This is a genomic window from Vibrio sp. 10N.261.51.A3 (assembly GCF_041471965.1).
GTDB classification, from domain to species: domain Bacteria; phylum Pseudomonadota; class Gammaproteobacteria; order Enterobacterales; family Vibrionaceae; genus Vibrio; species Vibrio crassostreae_C.
In genome coordinates this window covers 54,582-76,466 of sequence record NZ_JBFRPK010000003.1, presented here as the reverse complement: position 1 = coordinate 76,466, position 21,885 = coordinate 54,582, and the positions used below count along the sequence as shown (strand labels likewise).

The 21,885-nt window shown below is 44.7% G+C and carries 22 protein-coding genes; 5 read left to right on the top strand and 17 right to left on the bottom strand.

Annotation, left to right across the window (positions count from 1 at the left end; all coding sequences use genetic code 11):
* Positions 1-113: 113 nt before the first annotated feature.
* The 4 genes from AB4371_RS01020 to gntH all read right to left on the bottom strand — a co-directional run bounded on the left by AB4371_RS01020 (position 114) and on the right by gntH (position 3,680).
* The gene (locus AB4371_RS01020) at positions 114-602 is read right to left on the bottom strand and encodes a GNAT family N-acetyltransferase (RefSeq protein ID WP_017068284.1); all 489 of its coding nucleotides are present in this window, start codon (positions 600-602) and stop codon (positions 114-116) included.
* Between the two features lie 115 nt (positions 603-717).
* On the bottom strand, positions 718-1,227 hold the full coding sequence (locus tag AB4371_RS01015; protein WP_102398476.1) for a hypothetical protein: 510 nt from the start codon (positions 1,225-1,227) through the stop codon (positions 718-720).
* Positions 1,228-1,412: 185 nt separating this feature from the next.
* Positions 1,413-1,928, bottom strand: a complete 516-nt coding sequence (locus AB4371_RS01010) for a hypothetical protein (RefSeq protein ID WP_017068282.1) — start codon at positions 1,926-1,928, stop codon at positions 1,413-1,415.
* Between the two features lie 126 nt (positions 1,929-2,054).
* Complete coding sequence (gene gntH / locus AB4371_RS01005) at positions 2,055-3,680, bottom strand: guanitoxin biosynthesis MBL fold metallo-hydrolase GntH (RefSeq protein WP_102393882.1); 1,626 nt, start codon at positions 3,678-3,680, stop codon at positions 2,055-2,057.
* 193 nt (positions 3,681-3,873) lie between these two features.
* On the opposite strand from gntH, the gene AB4371_RS01000 reads away from it, so the two are divergent.
* The 3 genes from AB4371_RS01000 to AB4371_RS00990 all read left to right on the top strand — a co-directional run bounded on the left by AB4371_RS01000 (position 3,874) and on the right by AB4371_RS00990 (position 5,824).
* Positions 3,874-4,713, top strand: coding sequence for a LysR family transcriptional regulator (locus AB4371_RS01000; protein ID WP_017068280.1), 840 nt, complete (start codon positions 3,874-3,876; stop codon positions 4,711-4,713).
* Between the two features lie 98 nt (positions 4,714-4,811).
* Complete coding sequence (locus AB4371_RS00995) at positions 4,812-5,531, top strand: hypothetical protein (protein WP_102393881.1); 720 nt, start codon at positions 4,812-4,814, stop codon at positions 5,529-5,531.
* A 59-nt stretch (positions 5,532-5,590) separates the two neighbouring features.
* Positions 5,591-5,824, top strand: coding sequence for a hypothetical protein (locus AB4371_RS00990; RefSeq protein ID WP_102393880.1), 234 nt, complete (start codon positions 5,591-5,593; stop codon positions 5,822-5,824).
* A 224-nt stretch (positions 5,825-6,048) separates the two neighbouring features.
* On the opposite strand, the gene AB4371_RS00985 is transcribed toward AB4371_RS00990, so the two are convergent.
* The 11 genes from AB4371_RS00985 to AB4371_RS00935 form a co-directional block, all read right to left on the bottom strand.
* On the bottom strand, positions 6,049-7,515 hold the full coding sequence (locus AB4371_RS00985) for a lytic polysaccharide monooxygenase (protein ID WP_102393908.1): 1,467 nt from the start codon (positions 7,513-7,515) through the stop codon (positions 6,049-6,051).
* A gap of 487 nt (positions 7,516-8,002) precedes the next feature.
* A complete protein-coding gene (locus AB4371_RS00980; protein ID WP_102320089.1) occupies positions 8,003-8,362 on the bottom strand; it encodes a DUF6559 family protein in 360 nt (119 codons plus the stop codon).
* A gap of 29 nt (positions 8,363-8,391) precedes the next feature.
* Positions 8,392-9,150 (bottom strand): vitamin B12 ABC transporter ATP-binding protein BtuD, encoded by a 759-nt coding sequence (gene btuD, locus AB4371_RS00975; protein WP_102320088.1) that lies wholly within the window; start codon positions 9,148-9,150, stop codon positions 8,392-8,394.
* Complete coding sequence (gene btuC, locus AB4371_RS00970; protein WP_017065523.1) at positions 9,137-10,132, bottom strand: vitamin B12 ABC transporter permease BtuC; 996 nt, start codon at positions 10,130-10,132, stop codon at positions 9,137-9,139. The genes btuD and btuC overlap by 14 nt, the downstream gene beginning before the upstream one ends.
* Positions 10,133-10,265: 133 nt before the next feature.
* The gene (locus AB4371_RS00965) at positions 10,266-11,294 is read right to left on the bottom strand and encodes a succinylglutamate desuccinylase (protein WP_017059157.1); all 1,029 of its coding nucleotides are present in this window, start codon (positions 11,292-11,294) and stop codon (positions 10,266-10,268) included.
* A gap of 278 nt (positions 11,295-11,572) precedes the next feature.
* Positions 11,573-13,369, bottom strand: coding sequence for a M3 family oligoendopeptidase (locus AB4371_RS00960; RefSeq protein WP_372129757.1), 1,797 nt, complete (start codon positions 13,367-13,369; stop codon positions 11,573-11,575).
* A gap of 139 nt (positions 13,370-13,508) precedes the next feature.
* On the bottom strand, positions 13,509-14,126 hold the full coding sequence (locus AB4371_RS00955) for a histidine phosphatase family protein (protein WP_372129756.1): 618 nt from the start codon (positions 14,124-14,126) through the stop codon (positions 13,509-13,511).
* Between the two features lie 9 nt (positions 14,127-14,135).
* Positions 14,136-14,738, bottom strand: coding sequence for a bifunctional adenosylcobinamide kinase/adenosylcobinamide-phosphate guanylyltransferase (gene cobU, locus AB4371_RS00950; protein WP_372129755.1), 603 nt, complete (start codon positions 14,736-14,738; stop codon positions 14,136-14,138).
* A 9-nt stretch (positions 14,739-14,747) separates the two neighbouring features.
* On the bottom strand, positions 14,748-15,554 hold the full coding sequence (locus tag AB4371_RS00945) for an adenosylcobinamide-GDP ribazoletransferase (RefSeq protein ID WP_372129754.1): 807 nt from the start codon (positions 15,552-15,554) through the stop codon (positions 14,748-14,750).
* Positions 15,554-16,600 carry a nicotinate-nucleotide--dimethylbenzimidazole phosphoribosyltransferase gene (gene cobT / locus AB4371_RS00940; RefSeq protein ID WP_372148658.1) on the bottom strand — a complete coding sequence of 349 codons (1,047 nt, stop codon included), beginning with the start codon at positions 16,598-16,600 and terminating at the stop codon, positions 15,554-15,556. Before cobT ends, AB4371_RS00945 begins: the two co-directional genes overlap by 1 nt.
* A 57-nt stretch (positions 16,601-16,657) precedes the next feature.
* Positions 16,658-17,269 (bottom strand): flavin reductase family protein, encoded by a 612-nt coding sequence (locus AB4371_RS00935; protein WP_372129752.1) that lies wholly within the window; start codon positions 17,267-17,269, stop codon positions 16,658-16,660.
* Positions 17,270-17,987: 718 nt separating this feature from the next.
* Between AB4371_RS00935 and AB4371_RS00930 the strand changes: the two genes are divergently transcribed.
* Together AB4371_RS00930 and AB4371_RS00925 are read left to right on the top strand one after the other, a co-directional pair.
* The gene (locus AB4371_RS00930) at positions 17,988-18,683 is read left to right on the top strand and encodes an NAD-dependent epimerase/dehydratase family protein (RefSeq protein WP_372148655.1); all 696 of its coding nucleotides are present in this window, start codon (positions 17,988-17,990) and stop codon (positions 18,681-18,683) included.
* Positions 18,684-18,868: 185 nt separating this feature from the next.
* Complete coding sequence (locus AB4371_RS00925) at positions 18,869-20,242, top strand: L-cystine transporter (protein WP_017059148.1); 1,374 nt, start codon at positions 18,869-18,871, stop codon at positions 20,240-20,242.
* 113 nt (positions 20,243-20,355) lie between these two features.
* Here the strand turns inward: AB4371_RS00925 and AB4371_RS00920 are convergent, their stop codons facing one another.
* Positions 20,356-20,748, bottom strand: coding sequence for a heme-binding protein (locus AB4371_RS00920; RefSeq protein ID WP_372129751.1), 393 nt, complete (start codon positions 20,746-20,748; stop codon positions 20,356-20,358).
* A 9-nt stretch (positions 20,749-20,757) separates the two neighbouring features.
* Complete coding sequence (locus AB4371_RS00915) at positions 20,758-21,768, bottom strand: aldo/keto reductase family oxidoreductase (RefSeq protein ID WP_372129750.1); 1,011 nt, start codon at positions 21,766-21,768, stop codon at positions 20,758-20,760.
* Positions 21,769-21,885: the final 117 nt, after the last annotated feature.

Sequence of the window (21,885 nt, the reverse complement as noted above, 5' to 3'; positions counted from 1 at the left end):
GCCATGCTCGGCGCACAATAGCAAACGCCACGTTTAAATAACGTGGCGTTTTATTATCTGTCAGTTAATTCTAACTGTGTTAATCGTAGCTGTGTGTTAATCGTAGCTAAATGCTATACCAGTCGAGCCATATGATAAGCCGCCACATATTCGCCATTTCTGAAAGCGAACCCTGCGGACTCTCCTTCAATCACGAAACCGAACTTCTTATACAGGCTGATCGCTCTTTCATTATCGGTGTATACCGTTAACTCCATTCGCTTGATGTTAATCCAGTTATCACACAAGTCGATCGCGGTCGCGAGCAGCTGACTACCCACACCTTTGCCTAGCACATCGTCTTTAACACCCATACCAAATGAAGCCACATGTCGTCTTCTTGGATTCACGCACACTTCCATTCCCAAGTTGCCAACAATCTCATCGTCGATCATCGCGACATACGAGTACACGTTATCAGGCATATTAGAGATTCGTTTTTGCCAGCTTTCCAGAGATGGATTTGGGAGTTGCAGCGTACCGGTATAAGCATTAGTGCATTCGTAAACTTCTTTTATTCCCTTTGCATCTGACGGTTCAGACCGTCTCACTATAATACTCATCGCAACTCCTACTATTTTCATCGCTAAATATGAAACACATCCTTAATGTGCACCTAGACACACTATCAAATAGTGAATATTTAACAATAGGTTAGATGAACTTATCTTATTGGGCTTAATTGATACTGAGTAAACGCCCTCTCTCAATATCTTGCTCAAGTACCTCCGGTGTCAAGTCACCATGTCCATGGTGATCGTGATTATGGTGATGTCCATGATCGTGGCCGTGTGAATGACTTTGATGTTCATTTGATCTTTGAGCTAACTTATCTGAATCCAAATAAGTGTCAGTCAAATCAGCACAATAATCTTGAGTCCATAAGCGACGAGCGTCGTCATCACTCATAATTTGCTCCGCTTTAGGACCCAACTTATCCATGTAGTACATCCCCAACTCCTCACCCTCGACATTGGCATGGTTGATAAGGTTCATAAACGCAGGCTCTTGATTCTCATCTGATAGATGACCATTTTTGTAACACACGGTTAGACCAATAATATCGTCGCCAAGTTTCTCTAATTCAGGGTTAAAATGATTGTGACTATGATTATGTTCGGCAGCGGCGACATGCATTGGAGTAAGTAAAACACATGCGATAGCCAGTAGCTTAATGGTATTTTTCATGGGATAGACCTTCTGTATTTTCGAATACAAATTTGATTAGTTGGCTGACTTAGCTTCTTGTGAGATGAGCTAAGTTAAGGGGAACTTCAAGACCATTTCAGCCTGAGTACCCCTCTGTCTCACTACAAATAATCAATATGATTGGATAACGAGGCTCGATATAACGAGCGTTCTATAGACAAAAATCACTTATCAACTACGATTCTTGCTGGTGCGATGGTGTAAGTCATTGGCTTCACCTCCCATTCACCTTTTGCTTCCAATGCAACCGCTAGTGCTTGCGCCTCTTCACATACCTTCGCTGGTTTTCCGTCAGCCCAGTACGATGGACCCGAGGTGTAGCCGCACATCACTGAAAACGTGTGTTGGCCATTCTTTGTGGTGTATTCCGTCATAATGACACCACCTTCTCCATGCGTTATTTTTAGTGAGCCTTCATCGGCGACATGCATTGCATCGGAAGGATTCGGTTTAACATACGTTGTGTAGGTCCCGCCATCTGACATGGATTGGTTGTCATACATGGTGTAGCCTTCTTTTTCTGAAGGTAAGGTCAGTTCGTAGTTAGGATCAATATCCGCTAAACGTTCTGAGTTATTCGTCGCACCAGGTTGATAGTTGTGAGCATTTGATTGTCCGTTAGCGAAAACAGACGCTGACACTAAAGATAGAATGACGACCGCTAAAATTGATTTTTTCATAATGAACTCCAGATATTCTAAGCAAAGATGTTGTAAGCAATAGTTTTTATGATTGAGTAAGAGAATGGGTTTATTTACCTAACTTTTTAGGATGTGAGGGCAATATCAGCCCTCACTGCAAATACCCTATTTGTTGTCGGTTCCTGCTCCTTCACCAGGCTCAGTTGGACGACTTACCGACTTGCGCTCAAGGTTGTGGTGAGCACGCACTCTATCCATGTATTCTTGCTTGGTGTTCATACCTTGCTTCATTGCTTCTGGTACTTGTTCAGCTGGGATCACGATGTCACGGTCGACTGGCCACTCAGTTAACAGCTCTGGGTGGTAGCCTTCTGGATAGTACAGTTTTGGATCCAACTCTAAATCACGAATCTCTTGTTCTTGTATGTCTTCACGGCTGTTTTTCGGCAGCGGGATTCTAAAGTCAGACCCATCGGCCATATCAAATTGTGGCGCTCGCGCATTCGGGAAATCAGGTAAAATACCTTCACGAACCCACGCATTATCTTTAGTCATGTTAACGACAATGCCATCTGGCGCACCGAAGTGGTAAGGCCCTTGCCAATGGTGGCGAACCTCTGCAACGGTTTCCTCATTGAGATATGGGTCGAATGTCATGTGCGTTGTCATGAACAAGCGCGGTTGTACTTCATTCGCCACATAACCCGCCGCGTACGCTGGTGTATGGTGAGTATCAACGGTGTAACGTGCTAAGAATGGCGGTACACCTTGAATAATCGAAGACACACCAAACGTTTCGGTTTGCAGCTCAGTAATGAACAAGTCTGCACCTTTTGCGTATTTCAAATCCAACTCTGTTGGGCGACCGTCTCCTGTCCAAACAAATGAAAGCACTCGGCCGTCATCTTGAGTCCAATTCAAGCGGTAACCAGACGCGCCATCTTTTGCGTGACTGCGTCGCCAGTGAATCACTTCCACATTGTCTTGGTCATAGATAACGCCACCGTCGTCGCGGAAATCAAACTCGTGAACCACAATGTCGTTGCCTGATGGGAACACATCAAATGCATCGGTGTGCCAGTTCAACATTTGTTGCATGCCTTCAATCATATGACGAGTGCCATATTCTGGAGTCGCACCACTCGGACCATAAATGTTAAGCGGCTTTTCCCAGCGACCATTCCAACCACCAAATTGATACAGGTAAGGTAACGAGCCGTAATGGTCTACGTGTAAGTGAGTAATGAAGATATGGTCGAGTTCATTCATCGCGACACCCGCCGCTACGTAGTTCGCAATTGATCCTTCACCTAAATCAAAGACAAAGTTAGAGCCGTTACCCAATTCGACGTATATCGAGGTGTTTGCCTGCCCCGGGCGAATCATTGGTGATGTCCCCATGAACGTGACACGCATTTCATCCGGTTGAACTTCTTCAGTGCGTGGGAACCAGTTGGCGCCCGACACCATGTGATCGCCATAAGGTGCAATGCCCTCAAACATCAGGCCTTCTTTCCAACCTGAATTGGTTTCTTTGCGATAGTCACCATTGTTTACACCGCCCATTAACACAGAAAGCACTTCTTCTTCTGAAGAATACAAGTTCCCCTTAGGTTGAGTGCTCAGATACTCTTCAAGGGTTTCACCCTCGTGATATTCAAATTTCTCGAGTTTTTGAATATCAGAGTTAGTTTGCTTGGTGTTGTATTGCATCATTGGGTCAGCAGCAAAAGCGGTGGTCGTGATGATCATTGCTGAAGAGATGATTGATAATTTTGCGAAAGTTCTCATAGTTTCACCTATCGGTCTGAGTATTTAGTAAATGAATGAAGTTCCTTCCTCACTCCGATACAAACAAGTTTATTAATAAACAGAACCTTGATATATAGTGTAAACTTTACTTAAAACCTCCATTTCATTTATGAGTTAATAACGACTCCACCATGATTTGGATGAGTGGCAATAAGAATAGAGGGAACTGAATTTGGACCTTAATCTACTGACGACATTTTTGGCCGTTTACAAACACAGCTCTATCACCGTGGCATCAGAGCAGCTCGATATTTCTCAACCCGCGGTAAGCGCGGCGATTAAGAGACTCGAAGGTGTCGTGGGCAAGGCTTTATTTGTGAGAGAAGGACGAGGTATCGCGCCTACTGGAGCAGCGGTATCACTCGCTAATAAGATAGAAGACCCATTGAACATCATTGGAACGGTTGAGCAGCAAAAGAATGACCTTAAAGTCTATTGCACAGAGAGCTTGCTTCATTTCGTTAGCCAGGTTGAAGGCGTAAGCTTTACGGAAGCGCCACTCGAAGAGGAAGAACTGTTTGATGCGCTTACTGCACAAAAAGTAGATATCGTCATTGATGTACTTTCGAGTAAGAAACACTCATTGATTGAAGAAACCATCGTCGATGAGGAGCCCGTGTGTCTGACTCGAATCAACCACCCTCGAATTGGTGAGACACTAAGTAAAGAAGAGTATTTCCAAGAGGAACATATTGCGCTCAAGATCAAACGCGCCAACATGAACACGGTCGAGTTTTTATCAGAGAGCGATATCGAGCCGAGAAAAGTCAGAATTGAAACCAGCTCAATTTCAAGCATGCTGATTTTGGCAAGCACGACAGATTATATCGCCGCTTCTACTCGCTCTTTTGCAGAAATGCTTGCACCAGCGCTTGGCTTACGCGTTCACCCTATCCCCATCAAATTAAGACCGATCACGTTTCGAATGCTCTATCACCGCCGCTACGCTAAAGACGAACAGCACATCAAAACCCGTGAAGCAATCAAATCAGCATTAAGGAAACATAAATGAAACTGAGGTTTTAACTAAAGTTAACCCTATTAATATAAATTCAGTTTAATCACATACTCTCTAGCAAGTTAATTCAATAGAACGACACTGGAGAATCCATGAAAAAACTTAACCTTATTGCTCTACCACTTACGTTACTCAGCAGCGCAGCGTTTGCGACTTCGACTCAAGTTTACATCGAACAAAACGTTGCCTCTAATGCTGCTGATAACGGTGTCTACACCACAGAAGCTGGCGCATTAATCGATACCTCAGAAAATGGACAAGTCTATATAGGTTTTGATGACCAGGGTTGGCTAGCCGCGGGTTACGGACACGACTTTCACATCAGCGAATCCTTCACGTTCAACCTATACGGTGAACTCGGTAAATGGGACAACGGTGAAGAGTTATTAATCGAAGGTATTATCGATTATCAAGTGAACGACAACTTCAATGTATTCGGTGGATTGGGATATAACCAGTCAGGGCAAGTACTCGAGAATGTAAGCGACACCACGATCAACACCAATAAGTTCATCGCCGGTGCGGGGTACTCACTCGCAGGCTGGGATTTAGCTTATCAATACACTCACGAAAACAGTGATGGATCCAATGGCGGGTTTACCCACAACGATGACAACGTAATCTTTCATCAAGGCGACTACCGTACCAATGAGCACGAAGTCGTTCTCTCTAAAAGCATCGACGACTGGACACCCTACGTGAAATACACCTACTTCAATACCAACGAAGGTGACCTTTACTTGAACGGCCAATCGATGGGCCCGATCGACAACGACAATATCATTACGCTTGGTTTGTCTTACGACTTCTAAACATCTCAGATTCAATTCTCATAGGCAGATGGATTTGCCCACCTTTCGAGGGCACTACTATGAAAATGACTCCTCAACGCAACAAAGCCATTAATATCGCTGCAGCGATCAGTATCGTTTTGTTTTCTGCGATTCCCACCTACGTAAGTGCTGATCACTTAGACCCCCATTATCTAGAGCCGAGTCATCTAGAAACCAGCTATCTAGACTCCTCCTCCGTCGAATTTATGACACCAGATTTTGATCAGGGGTATCTTAACGATGAGATTAAAGAAAACCTTATTCTGAAATAATTCTTCAACACATTACAAAACGTTATATAGCTCTTGTTTTCTATATAACTCTCATCTTCTTATAGAGCCGTGCTGAGTGATTAAGACTCCGTTCCTGAATCACTTTTTCTAGGCTGATGACATTCAAAACCGCAAATGCAGACGCTAAAAAAGACACCACACTCGTCAAAAAGTGTGGTGTCTTGGTTATTATTGCAAGGCTAATTAACTAACAATAGTTAAGATTAGTTGGCTGGACGCCAAACGCCCCATTTGTCATTTTCGTAAGTCGCTTTAGGGTTAGTACCACCTTGAACCCACCATTGTGCTTTCCATGACTGGTTCGAGTAAGTCACGACTTCGCCACCAAGGTAAGTCGCTGATGAGTCCCACGTACCTGGATCTGGCGTAGGGTCTGGGTCAGGAGTCGGATCAGGATCCGGCGTTGGATCTGGGTCTGGTGTTACGCCACCTTCATCAGCAATTACTTCAAAAGTGAAGGTTTCAAAACTGTCGCTTTCAATCGAGCTAGCCATAAACGATAAAGTTTCGTTTGCAGTGATGCCAGTGGTATCAACTACGATAGAAGCCGTGCCGTTATTTTGAATGCTTACAGAAGTACCTTGAGTTTGAGTCAATGTCGCCGCTTCGCTTGTTGCAATTACAACTTTGTCGCCAGCATTCACTACGTTGTCACTCTTCACTAGCTCGTAGATGTCGCCTTTTAATGGTTCAACACCACCGTCGCCACCATCAATCAGCGTTAACTGACCAGAAGCACGGCTATCTTTTGAGTTAAAGAAGTTACGTGAAGGATCGTTTTGGAAGTACATGTAGTGCTGCATTTCAGCGTGCCAATCACCAATGAAGATCGCGCCATCTTTAAACTCTTCGTGCCAGCCGTTAATCTCTGAAGCCAACAAGCGAGCCCAATCGTTAACGTTTGAAGCGTCGATAACGATGTCGAAGCTACGCGCGACTTCACCGTACTTGTTGATGATGTCGTACTTAACCGTATCACCAATTTCTGGCGTACCAAACTGGTCAGAAACAAACAGGTCGCCACGGACTAGATCAGGTTGAGGTGTAGGCTCTGGTGGAGGGGTTGTGCCACCCGCGATAGTGATGTCTGAACAGTTGTAGAAGCCTTCGCCCGCAGCATCATCACGTTGCCAACGAACGAATAGAATCGCATCGCCAGAACGGTCTGAAGGAATAGTGACATTAATGCGGTACTTGCCGCCATTAACCGGAACGTTACCCTCTTCTTGGATAAGATCTAAGTCTCCCCACGCTAGGCCTTTGCTTAGGTCCGCGTTTGGTTTCGTTAGGTAGAACTCCCAGAAAGAAGGGTTGTGTGGCGCTGTCGCATTGAATACATATTCAAACGTACCAGTATTTAGCTCGGTACGAGTCCAACCAGTATGAGGCGCACCCATGCCGCGTTTTTGCGAATCGTTGGCATAACATAACGTGCCGTCAGGAATCGCCGCTTTTACAGCATTGATATTATTGAAATCTTGGACATTTTTCGCGTACTCGTTACGTTGAACAAACGGGTATGAACCCGAAATGTCTTTTGCTTGAGCACACGCAGCATTAGGTGGTGTACCCGACCAAATCCCGCCTTGCTCGTAACACGTGTTCTGACGCGCGCTTGGAAACTCAGACCAACCATGAGCATTTGCCACTGACGGCACACTCGATAGCATAGCCATACCCACTGCTATTTTTAGAATATTATTATTTATTGTTGTCACTTTCCCACTCTCTATTATTTTACCCTAAACACAAAACCAATTGGTTACTAACCAACCAGCACCGTAATTCGAAGGTTTATAGTTTCCGACTTAAAGAACAACGAAAAATATATACGTCAATTTTATCAATAACAGCGGGTTTTATATTAATAGGAATCAGCATCACACAACTCAAACAAATGCGTTGTAGATAGATGATATTGGTTCGAATTATCAATTTTTACCGACAAAAATTACGCATTCCCTAAGAAAATAGATCGCTAGGAAGGTATTTTTTCATTGAATTAATTGGAGTGAAACGCTCGCATAAATAATGATATTGAGTGCTTTTTATCATCATTATTATTACGTTGTTGAGACTGCTGTAAAGTCGCTAAGCTATTGAGCGTATACGTTTATAAATGGATAAATCATTAAACGTTAATTTGAACGAGCTAAACTAATAGCGGCTATTCATGCCAAATCGATTCGACATATCATCGTCCATACGACCGCCCTTCCAACCGCCACCGCCCAACAAATTAAGTACATCACGCGCGTTATATTCCTCACCACCGAAGAAGTCATTAGACACATTATTACGCAGCAATTGAATGGCTGGAGCAATTTCAGCAGCAAGGTCTTGTGGATCAGCAAACAATGCTAAGGCAACCAGTTGTTGGCGCTTACTTAATTCACATGAACTCGTTTCTACTTGCCCAATAGAGAAAAAGTCACTGCTTCCGTACGCTTTCACCAACTTTGCAGAAAGTGATTTGATTACTTTCTTGATTCGTCGTCGTTGAATATATCTAAACATATAGATTGCCTTGTATTGATGAGCTTAAGTTAACCAAACAGCAGATAAGTTTGATTGTCGACCGAGATGCTTTTTACTTGCGTGTTAAATACGGATTCTAGCTGTTCAGGCACAAGCACTTGCTCTGCACTGCCAGATGCTTGTAGTACGCCCTTTTCGAGCAGCAGTACTTGGTCGGCATGCCTCAAGGTTCGGTTCAGGTCGTGGTTAGCCATAATAACCGCAATGCCCTTCTCAGCCACTCGTTCGATAAGCTTGTACAACAAGGCTTCTTGAGCAATATCCAACGGAGCTGCGGGTTCGTCGAGGATCAGCAGCTTCGCGTATGGGTTAAGTGTCGGCCAAATTTGCAGGCACATTCCCGCCAAACGTACGCGTTGCCATTCACCACCAGACAGTGTCTGAATTGAGCGATGAAGTTTGTCTGCAATGTCTAGCATCTGGCTGATTTCTTCCAAAGCTGCGTTGATTTCAGCATCAAGGCCGTGTGAGGAGCCTGGCAGTGACAATGCAAGATATTGGAACACTTCTAAGTTGAAGGCTGGCCTTGCGCTTTGGCACAAGTAAGCGCGATGCAATGATAAATCTTGTAAAGACAGCTCCGACAAATCCTGCCCGTCGATCTTTATATCGCCTTTGTAACCATCACCAATTCCAGATATCGCTTCGAGCAAGGTACTTTTACCGCTGCCATTAGGGCCGATAACGTGAGTCACCTGCCCTTGCTTGAGCTCAAATGATAGTGGTAATAAACGAGCGCCGACGCTCAGGCTCTTAATTTGAATCATGATTTTTAATTAACATCCAAATGAAGATAGGCGCACCGATACTGGTGGTCATCACACCCAAAGGCAGCTCTGCGGAATCTAATAAGGTTCTTGCACAGATATCAGCAAACACCAACAACGCAGCGCCAGCAACGGCAGACAAAGGAAGAAGGTATTTGTTATCAGTACCAATCGCTAAACGCAACAAGTGTGGCACAACCAAGCCAACAAAGCTGATCACGCCACCTAAAGCTACCGCGCAGCCGACTAAAATAGACACGGCGAAAATTAGACGCCAGCGCAATCTCGGTACGTTTACGCCTAACTGTGCGGCATGCGTTTCGCCAATCATTAACTTATCTAGCTTACTACCTTGCAGGCACAGCCAAATAATCACGGGGATCATCACCAACGTGAGCGAGTGTTGATACCAAGTGACGCCACCTAAGCTGCCCATCAGCCAATACATCAATAAGCGTAGACTTAAGTCATCACTAAAATAGAACGCCCATGTCACCATCGCGCCAGAAAGAATGCCTAACGCGACACCCACTAGCAGTAATTTAGCCGTGGTGAGTCGCATGGTTTTTACCATGCTCACTAGAATCACGGTAAAACAAAGTGACCCTAAAACGGCGGCAATCATGAACAGTTCTGGGGTAGGAGCAAACGGCAAGAAGAACAGTACGATAACCATCGCCAAGCTTGCACCACCAGAAATGCCGAGCACACCGGGCTCTGCTAATACGTTACCCAATAAGACTTGTAAACTTGCGCCAGATACGGCTAACCCTGCCCCGATAGCAATAGCCGCCAATAGTCGAGGTAAGCGTAAATCAACCAGTAGTTTTTGTTCTAACGTGGACAATGTGCCCAGAGGGGAAATGAAAAGATCGCCAACCATTAGGTAAATCGCACTCAGCGCGACAAGCAGTGCTGCCATCAGATAAATGGCTCTAGTCCATTTGCGCTGTTTTTGGTGAAGAAGTTGTTGGAAATCCATATCAAGCTACTTTGAAAATGTTCGCGTAACCTTACCTGTATCCCCAAATAAACTCAAGGCTCACACCGTAATGTGAACCTTGATATTTCAACCAGTTGAGCGGTTGTTTTCGTCGTTTAAACCCGAGTCGATATTAATCGTACACAAGCTGACCATGGTCGAATCGCGTTTCAACTTCACACACCATTAAGGCTGCTCGTTGACCGATAGCAACATTACGATTAGGGAACACCACCGCTTCGTTTTCATTCTTAGCCATTAACGGTTTATCACCATCATGACCGAATACTTCACCGTGCTTGAACGCGGTAAAGTTCTCTACAGAATCTGAGAACATGAAATCGAAGTCATCATGTAAACGAACAATGGTTCTGCTCACGCGATAAGTGATGGTTCGCTTAGGTAAATGCTCTGGCTCAACTTCAGCAATCAAGTTACGCATCGCCAAGTCAAAAGCCGTTAGCTTATCAAGTTGGTTCTCACCAATTCTCGCGACCTGCCCTAGTTCCATTGTCAGTGCTTGCGCTTCGAAGTTTTCAGCACTGTACCAACTGAATGTACTGGTTGGCGCATTTGACAACAACACTGCTTCCACGTGCGCACTGTTAATGAAATCAAACAGCTCTTTACTGCGTACTTCGTGGCGAACTTTAGGGCTCACTGCAAACGAGTAATGCTTAGATAAACGGATTGCACAGTGCAAATCTAGATGCCAACGAGTGGCAGGTTCCGTTTCTTTGTAAAACTCAGTCACCAAGAACTTCAAGTTCTTCGCGATATCCACTTCTCGATTGCTCTCGTACTGCTTTTCATCAAACAGACGATTCATGTTCACATCAAGAAAACGAGTATGCGCGTTAGTGGCTTCTGGGTGAGCTATGATAAACAAGCATCTCGCGTTTACTACTTGGAAACCTGTTTCAATATCCTCAATGAGCTTATCGATCAGCTCCATTGGTGAAGTTTCGTCGCCATGAACACCGGTTGAAAAAATGATGTTCTTGGTTTCAGAATTAAAATCCGCGGGAATCACTTCCAAGACACCGCGTTGATGAAGCTTAATTTGAACACCGTTACTCAGTACGGTCTGTCCTGCAAACACTTCTTGCTCAAGATCTAGGCTGTCAAAAAGAAATGATTGGCGAAAGAGGGTCTTCGTCATGCGCTACTCCTTAATTGCACGGCCGTATGTTAATAAATTGTACATAGAAATTGTGTTGCTAGGATCGCACTTATCAACAGAAACTCCGTTATCACTCACAAATACTACCCATATATTTTTATATTACCTGCTGACTTTACTAACCGACATCTGTTCCAAATAACTTTCTCTATTTAAAGAGACTTTTGGTTGTTTCGGCTTATCTCAGGTTATGCCAGCAAGATAAGAGCCACGTAAGCTAACACAGCTCTTACCTGCTATGAACAGATTGAGATCAATTAATCTTCCTGATCGAGCAATCTTTCAAATTCATCGATTTGAACTTTGACCATGTCGATGCTTTGTTGCCAAAAATCAGCTTGAGTCAGGTCCATTCCTAAGTGCTTTTGAACGACTTCTTCCGCCATCATGCTGCCCGTATCACGAAGCAACGAAACGTAATCGCCGTAGAATTGCTCACCTTTCGCATCGCGCTGAGCGTAAACACCTTTACTGAACAGGTAACCGAACAAGTATGGGTAGTTGTAGAAGCTTACTTGAGAGATGCTGAAATGCAGTTTGCTCGCCCAGAAGTAAGGGTCAGCTTCTGTCATTGCATCGCCATACCACTCTTTCCAAGTCGTTTCCATCAAGTCACACAGCTGCTGAGCCGTTAGCTCGCCTTTTTCACGCTGCTCGTAGAAGGCTTTTTCGAATTCGAAACGCACTGGAATGTTCACCATTAAAGCGAGTGAAGAAGACAACTCTTCCCATAACATCTCAAGTTTCTCGTTACGTGTTTGAGCTTGCGTTAACAAGTGATCACGAACGATGTTTTCAGCAAAGATAGAAGCGGTTTCTGCTAGCGTCATTGGGTAGCGTGTTTGACACAACGGCATGTCTTTCATTACCCAGTTGTGGAACGCATGGCCTAGCTCGTGTGCCAATGTCATTAAGTCAGAGCGGCTGCCGCTCCATGTCATGAACACAAGCGGTGTGCGTGTCGCGGCAAACTTAGTACAGTAAGCACCTAAACGCTTGTTGGCTGCTGGTGCGGCATCAATCCAACCATTCTCAACCATCAAAGCAACGAAGTCAGCCATCTCTGGGTTCACTTCAGCGAAGGCAGTTTTGATCACTTCAATCGCTTCATCAAATGGATAAACCTTAGATTCAGCGTCACCAAGCGGCGGCATCGCAGCTAAGTGGTTCCATGGCTTCATTTCATCTAAGCCATGAACTCTTGCCATCAACAGACCCGCTTTCTGGCCTACTGCGCGATTAGCTTTCGCCACAGACATCATGGTGTCTAGCGTTTCAGGCACAATTCGGCTGCCGTGCAAGCTTGGATCTAAGAAATGTACATCTGAGATTTTCGAACGCTTTTTGTTTTCAGTCAGGCGCCAACCTGCAAGCGCATTTAGAATCGAAGCAAATGACTCTTGGTGTGTCTTCATTGCACCTTGAACAGCGCGCCATGCAGGCTCTTGTTTGTCGAATTCGCTGCCGTACAACAAGCTCGCCGCTTGTGAGAAACCAAGCGCTTCTTCTTCACCATCAAGTTTTAGCGACAGTTTCAAAGAGCCCGTTAGGTTGTCGTATAAACGACCCCATGCATCACGGCCATCCACTTTCATTGCTGCTAACAGCTGTTCTTCAGCCACACTGAGTCGGCTGCTTGAAAGCTTACGTGAACTCTCAATCGCGAAGCGTTGGCCTGCAACATCTGCACTCTCGTGTTCTAAAACCGCATCAATAAACTCTGGTTCAGCGTGAATCAGCGTGTCTTCATAAGGGCTAAACGCTTGAGACATTTCAGAGTTAAGCTTTGCAACACGGCCAAGCAACGCTTTGGCTTCTGTGTGGGTCGCGTCGACCGATGCGTGGCAATTAGCGAAGGTGTTGATTGTACTCAGTAACGTGCCTGCCGCTTCTGAAGTATGAATCGCGTTTTGCATCGCTAGAATGATATGACGCTTTTCAACGTGTAGGTTCAACAGCTCAATGCACTGCTGAATGAGTTCAATGTCCTGTTCGATTTTTGCATCATTAAGATCGCTATAAGCAATGCTTAGATCCCAACTTGGTGTTGTCATGACTAAATTCCTTTCACGTAGGTAGTAATACCAATCAGGTATAGCGGCTGTGAACGCCGCTTTATACTTCTATTTATATTTCTGTTTCTATTTACAGATCTAAAAGATTGTTAATTCTTAAACTGTGTTTTTTGAACACTCAGAGAACAGGTATCCCTATCGATTTAACGCTGATAAAGCTCTGCGCAAACTGAGTGATTTGAATATGCGTTATCGATGCGTTTTCTATCGATAACTTCGAGTACAAACTCGGGTTTTTCCAATCAATATTAAGGCAGTGCGCTAGCAGTATGCGAATCACACCACCATGAGTAACCAACAATATATTGTCACTTGAATCATTCAAAAGTTGCGACCAAGCTTGAGTTACTCTGTCGTGGAAGCTCTGTAAACTTTCTGCGCCAGTTAATTGATGATTAGCAGGGTCTTTCCAAAAGGTTTCTAACATTCCCCACTTGTCTTCAAGTTCATCAAATGGGACACCATCTACTTCACCGAAGTTCATTTCCTGAAAACCCGATGCAACTGATAAAGGCACAGACATACGCTCTGCAAACAAGCTCGCGAGATCACCACATCGTCTTAATGGAGAGCTAACTACGCTATCAAAGGTAATGTATTGTGTAGTTAGTGCCTCACATATCTGTTCTTGAAGATCAGAGTTGACCAGCACATCAGATAAACCATTGAGCGCAGCTTTTCCTTGGACTTTGCCATGTCTTAACAAATAGATGTTTTTGGTTGTTCCATTGACCATGTGTGCGACCTAGCCTTGAATATCAAGCAAGTGATTAGATGGTTTTAAGTGCAGCGGCAATCCGGCAGCAACCAGCGTGACGCGCTCAACGACGCGAGCTAGCGCTTGGTTCATTCGTCCTGCATTGTCCACAAACAAGCGAGACACTTTACCCAGCGGCACCACACCTAAACCGACTTCGTTAGAGACCATGATAATTTGCGCCGGACTTTGCTCGACGCTTTTGATCAATACTTCAACCACGGCTTCAACCTGTTCATTAGTTGCGTCATCACCCAGTTCAAAGATGATGTTGTTCAACCACAAGGTTAGGCAATCAATCAATACCACATCTTCTTTCTCAAAAGACTGCAGTTTTTCGGCTAATTCGACGGGTACTTCATGCTCAATCCACTGCTCGCCACGACGTTGTTGATGGTGCGCGATTCGTTCTCGCATTTCATCATCAAGATATGTCGCTGTCGCAATATAATTGAGGCGTCCATTTGAACATGCTTCAAGCGCACATAATGCTTGTTGCTCTGCAAAACTTGACTTGCCAGAACGAGCGCCGCCCAATACCAGATGGCTGTTTCGCTGTCTTGCTTGATTAGTTTGATTGGTGTTGGTCATAGGAAGCCGTTATAGAAAGTCATTGTAAAATGCAGTAATGAATACAAGGTAAGTCAGCAACTCCATTAACTGTTGAGCCGCACCCAAGCAATCGCCAGTAAAACCGCCAATTCGAGCCATTAACCACTTTTTGAATCCGGTTCTGAACAGATAAGCGACGACAGATAAAACCAAAGCGAATTCAAGACCAAACCACAGGCTAGGCAGCACGCCTACAAGCAATAAGAAGACAAGTTCGCCTTTGGTTTGCTTGTTGGCCAATGGTTTACTTTTACTGGTATCTAAATCACTGACATAAGGCATGTCGTAAATTAGCGATGCAGCAATCGCGCGGCTAAAGGTATAACTGGTCACGATTACCATAAACAGTCCCGTCATGCTTATGAGTTCATTCAACAGCACCCACTTGCCAAGCAGAGCCATAATCAGAGCAGACGCACCATAAGTACCGATTCGACTGTCTTTCATGATGGTCAAACGGCGTTCTAGGGTCATGCCGCCACCAATGCCATCGGCCATATCAGTCAAACCATCTTCATGGAATGCGCCAGTGAGCATCAGGCTAAAACTCATCATCAAAAAGATCGCTACTGCACTCGGCAGTACCACATCAAGTAGCAAGAACACACCGCCACACAGAACACCAAGCAACAAACCAACCGTTGAAAAGTAGCGACCAGAACGGTTCATTCGCTCTGTAGAATAGGGCGTGTTTTTCGGCATTGGCAAGCGAGAAAAGAAACCCATCGCCAGCGCAAACAGCTCCCACTGGTAAGTGACTCGATCTCTCAACGATCTTTCTGGTACATCACTCATTAAACAGTGACTCCGGCACTTTCGAAACTTGCCATGTTGTTGTAGAACTCGGCTGCCGCACGAATAATTGGCATAGCTAGCGCAGCACCTGTGCCCTCGCCTAATCTCAATCCAAGATCGAGCAGTGGCTCAGCGTCGAGCAGCTCTAACAGAATTTTGTGTCCTGACTCTTCAGAGCGATGGGCGAAGATCATATAGTCTCGGCAACTCGGTTCAATTAAAGTCGCGACATACGCCGCAACCGACACGATAAAGCCATCGACTAATACTGGGGTTTTGTTTTGGTAAGCGCCAAGGAAAGTACCGACCATTTGAACGATTTCATAGCCACCGACTTGTGCGAGTACCTCTTTAATATCTTTAACTTCATTCGCATCTAAACCTTTGCAACGCGCGACACCTTGCTCAACCACAGCCACTTTACGTGCAAGCTGTTCATTGTTGATGCCAGTGCCTAGGCCAACACACTCCGCTGCAGCACGATTCGCTAATGCACTTAAGATCGCTGATGCGCTGCTGGTATTTCCGATACCCATTTCACCAAACATGATGATATTGGTGCCATTCGAAATGGTTTTAGATACAAGCTCAGTACCCAGTTCAATCCCACGTTCAACCGTTTCTAAACTCATTGCCGCTTCATTGGCAAAGTTATTGGTTCGCGTACCCAAACGCTGAGAGATCAACATGTCACTGTCTGATTCCACAGGCAACAATATCCCCGTGTCGACTACCGTGATATCGATATTATTCACCGCACAGAAGCAATTGATCGCCGCGCCATCGCTTAAGAAGTTCAACACCATCTGTTGTGTTACCGCGCTTGGAGCAATACTCACGCCTTCGTCAGCAATGCCATGGTCGCCAGCAAAAATAATGATACTTGGCTTATTCAATTCGATGTGTTCAACCGCAGCTTCTTTGCCTTGGCTCTGAATCAAAGCCAGTTGATGTGCGACTTTTTCTAGTAAGCCAAGTGCGCCAAGTGGCTTGGTTTTTTGGTCAATTCGGTGTTGGATGTACTGCGAGTATTGGGTATCTAACATAGTTTTTAAAAACGCTTATTCTGGGTACGTTGATATAGGGCTGCTACTTAGGTATTGCTACTTAGGGCGTGCGACAGAAAACACATTGGAAAGCGTCGCGTATTCACCGCCACCCAATCGAGATAAAGGATCAAGTGCTAGTGCATCAATCTTCAAGCGTTCGCTCTCTTTATCGATCACACCTTCAGAGATATACACCTGTTCAACTTGAGCAAAAATAAGGCTTTGCGGTACCTCACCGACTTCTTTTACTTCGTACAAGGTGCATCCAAAAGCGACCGCGCACTCTTTCAATCTCGGTAAAGAGAAGCCTTCAAATTCAACCAGATCAATGTTATTCGCGGTGACTTCCGAATCACCATGTTCAAGGGTAGCTGCTGTCGCCGTCATGGTTTCGGCAGAACTTGAAGAAGCAATGTGAATCACTAGCTTACCCGTTTCTAGGGCATTACGAGTGGTATCTTTGATTTCGCCGGACGGCTTCTTCCCAACCGATAACATCAGTAACGGCGGATTACTAGAAACAGGCGTGAAATAAGAGAAAGGCGCGAGGTTGTACTCTTGGTCAGAAGATTCCGTCAATGCCCACGCAATCGGGCGAGGAACAACGGTTTGTGTCATCAGGTGATAAATCTGAGTGGGAGCAAGAGTATCAAGCTTGAGGTTCATAGCACGTCCTTGGTCTATGTGAATTACGACTCAGTTTACGTGTTAAGCAAGGCTGTATCTATGGCTATGTGGCAGAAACCGCAGAGAGTGTTCTTAATTTAAACAGATCACACTGGTTTTTTCTCAGATTGACAGTCAAATTGACGAACCCTAAAACACAAATAATACTGATAATAGATTTATCAATAACTTACATTTTGGCATCGTTTATGCCTTATCTAAATTACTTATTAATCTCTCCATTGATAAGTACCCATACAGTGAATGCCCACAACACTGACGCTACACGAAGAAAGACAATCGATTGAAAGACAAAACAGAACAACGATTTAGGAGGTGTAATGATTCCAAATTCAAGTAAAAGAAAACCAAATAAATCAAGTAAGAAAGCTAGCAAAAAGGTAAGGAAAATCCCACTGTCCTTTACCTAGTAAGAAGCAAGAAAAGTAACAAAGCCCGTCGCCCAGCGGGATTTGTTATGTTTAACGCCTAACTTAAGTTTCAAACCGCATTTATCTTTCCCACCGCCATTATGTTTCATATCGTACTTATGCTTCAGACCGTACTTATGCGTCGAGCCAAACTAAATCATCTCTTTTTCCATAAACAGGCGACTCCCCACATACTACTGACCACTCGTTTAACAAACTTTTATTCGCTTAAAATTCAAACACTGTTTATATTAAACAAGCACTTGTGGAGTGAAGAAGGGATTAAAATGAGCATTTCTGGAGACAAAACATCGGTCGTGGTGGCTGGTGCAACCGGGTTAATTGGTCATCATGTGATGAAGTTGCTCATCGATGAACCCGCCGTTGATCATATCTATGCCCTATCTCGCCGAGCGTTAGATTCACAGTTTGATTCCAACAAGCTCCACACACTCATTCACAGCGACCTGCAAGTTACCAGTTGGGATGACACGAATGCGACGCCTAATCTTGGCGTTATCTGCTTAGGTACGACTAAGAAAAAGGCAGGATCAAAAGAAGCGCTTCGCAAAATCGATGTGGAACTGGTTAGCCAAGTCGCACAGTCGATGAAGTTTCTTGGGGTTCAACGCGTAGCGGTCGTTTCTAGCTATGGCGCTTCACCAGATTCCTATTCGCACTACCTTCGCTGTAAAGGACAAATGGAACAAAATTTAAAACGTATTGGCTTCAAGCAGCTTTTCATCGCACGCCCTGGGCCTCTGGTGGGTGAGCGTGATGAACCTAAAGCTGATGAAAAACTCCTGCAAAGTGTCTTTCCTCTGCTGTCTCCATTTATGCTTGGTAAGTTCAAAAACCTACGCCCTATTCAGTCGGAAGACGTAGCCAAAGCAATGTTGTTCCGGTTATTCGAAAATAATTTCCAAAATATCGAAATTTACTCGTCAAGTGACATGCTCAATTTATTGGCAAAATATCGCTAAAAAGCTCACCTATTCATCACAATGTTGAATATCCACCCATCCTATTGAGTGGATATTACTAATCGTTCTAATAAATTACTTTTCCTTATTTTACGTTTTGTTACAGGTCGCTACTGTAGCTAACAGTATTTGCGCCCATATATCTAAGCGCCCTATCGATTTAAAGAGATTCATAAGGAAAACAAATGTCATTTTCAGCTATCGCTGCCTTAGCGGTATTCACTGGTATCCTCTTTTTTCTCTACGGACAGCAGAAAAAAGAAAACACACTTTCTCGGCTCGTTTTACTCGGTTTAGTATTTGGTAGCGCATTTGGTCTTGGTCTACAGCTGTTATTTGGTGAAGGCAATCCGGTCATCAACGAAACACTAGACTGGGTAAATATTGTTGGCCGTGGTTATGTTGGCCTACTGAAAATGGTGATCATGCCATTAGTATTGGTTTCAATGATTGCAGCAGTAGTGAAGCTTGAAAAAGGCGGCTCACTGGGCAAGATTTCTGGTATCACCATTTCTGTACTGTTAGCAACAACCGCGATTTCTGCGATTGTTGGTATTGTTGTAACGCAAGCATTCGGCCTGTCTGCTGAAGGTTTAACAGAAGGCGCTCGCGAAACAGCACGTATCGCAACACTTGAAAGCCGCATCGGTAGCGTTTCAGACCTAACAATTCCACAAATGCTGATCAGCTTTATTCCGACTAACCCATTTGCAGACCTAACGGGGGCTCGCTCTACGTCTATCATCGCGGTTGTTATCTTTGGTGTGCTAACGGGCATCGCTGCTCGTAAAGTGATGGCAGAGAAAGAAGAACTAGAATCTCCAATCCGTACTTTCGTTGAAGCGTCACAATCTATCGTTATGCGCTTAGTTAAGATGATCATGGCACTAACGCCATACGGCATCGCAGCGTTAATGGCGAAGGTAGTTGCAACATCAAGTGCTTCTGACATCCTCAGCCTACTGGGTTTCATCGTTGCATCTTACGTTGCGATTCTACTGATGTTCGTCGTACACGGTGTGTTGGTTTCTTTTGTTGGTGTAAACCCGAAAGAGTACTTCCAAAAGATCTGGCCTGTACTGACGTTCGCTTTCACGTCTCGTAGTTCTGCAGCAACAATTCCACTGAACGTTGAAGCTCAAATCACTAAGCTAAACGTGCCACCAGCGATTGCTAACCTGTCTGCCTCTTTCGGTGCGACGATTGGTCAAAACGGTTGTGCGGGTATCTACCCTGCAATGCTAGCAGTCATGGTTGCGCCTACAGTTGGCATCGACCCAATGGACATCAACTTCATTCTGTCTCTGATTGCTATTATCACAGTGAGCTCATTCGGTATTGCTGGCGTAGGTGGCGGTGCAACGTTCGCGGCGCTTATCGTACTTCCTGCTATGGGCCTTCCTGTAACGATTGCAGCACTGCTTATCTCTATCGAGCCACTTATCGATATGGCACGTACGGCGCTTAACGTATCTGGTGCTATGACAGCCGGTACGATCACAAGCCGCCTATTGGGTAAGAAAGACAAGCAACAAGATCTGGAACAAGCGAACGCTTAATGGGTTCGATTGATTCAATCACTTGGGTCTCTTAAGCAAAAAAACCGATGCACATGCATCGGTTTTTTATTATCTGTTACTTCCAATTACCATTACTTCACAAGCAACAGCACTTAGAGCACAAGTTGAATCACTTTCTCAGCAAGTGCTTCATCGTCCTCTTCACTCAATCCGCTGATACCAATCGCGCCAATCACCTGCCCATTTAATTCAATGGGAACACCGCCTTTAAAGCCAGTGATCTTTGGGTCAGTCCAGTAACTTAAGTCTTTACCAGTTTCTCTCGCCCAAGCACCTAAGTTACCGCTTGGCTGTCTATCTCTTGCAGATGTATAAGCTTTGTTCTGTGCTAACAATCCGGCTTGAACACTCACATTATCCATGCGAATAAACGCCAGTAACTCACCGTGCGTATCACACACGCTCACCGCGATTGCTTGCTGATTGCGCTCAGCAATATCGAGAGCATTAAACACCAATTGTTGCGCGATCTTTTGATTCAACATATTCATTCCTTATGGCAGAGCTTGACCACGTGAGTACACGTATAGGTTGTACCACTCTTCACGCGACAGATTTATCTGAGTCGCTACCGCTGAAGCTTTGATTCGCTCTAGATTTGTGGTGCCAATAACAGGCTGAATACTTGCGGGATGACGAAGCAAAAAGGCCAACACAATCGCTTCACTTTCTACCCCATATTGGTTCGCTAACTGAGCCACGTAGTGTGCCGTCTTTTTCACGTGTTCATGTTCTGAATACAAACCTTGCTCAGCAAATCGGCCTTGTGCCAAACAGCCCCAAGCTTGCAGTTGGATGTTATTCATTTGGCAATGTTCTAGTGTGCCAGCGGCGAAATCTGATTGATGGTGCCCTTGCGAGTTAATCATCACCCCATCGTTCAACCAATCCAGTTTGGCTAAGCTCATCTCAACTTGATTCGCGACAACGGGCTGCCCAAGTGCAGATTGCAGGTACTGAATTTGATGACTGTTCATGTTCGACACACCAAAGAAATCGACCTTACCCTTCGCTTTTAAGTGCTCTAACGCTCTTGCCAGGTCATCGAGTTCCATCAAAGGATCAGGGCGATGTAATAACAGCACATCTAGCTTTTCAGTATTCAATCGGTTGAGAATACTGTCTACCGATTGGCTTACCCAATCAGCCGAGAAATCATAACGACCAACATTCCCCCCACCTTCAAAACGAATCCCACACTTAGATTGAATGAACATCTGCTCTCGCAGTTCAGGCGCTTGTTGTAATGCTTGACCAAAGGCTTGCTCAGCTTTGCTGAAGGTATAGATGTCCGCATGGTCGAATAAATTAATACCCGATTCTAATGCTGTGTCGATTACGTTTCGTGTTTGAGCAACATCCGCACTCGTCACTGGATTATCATTCCAACCACCACCTAACCCCATGCAGCCATAGGCAACTTGCCCAACATTCGGCAGATAGTTTGATAATGGGATACTCTTTTTGTCATTCGTTTTGTTTGTAGATTCAGTGCTGTTCGTCATGTCGATTCTCGCTTAGAAGATTTGCTGACCAGAAATATGCCTCTATCATATTGTTCTTTTTAAAAAACAGAATATGCTAGTTACGAAATGATTGTTTGATATGACGAACAATAGATT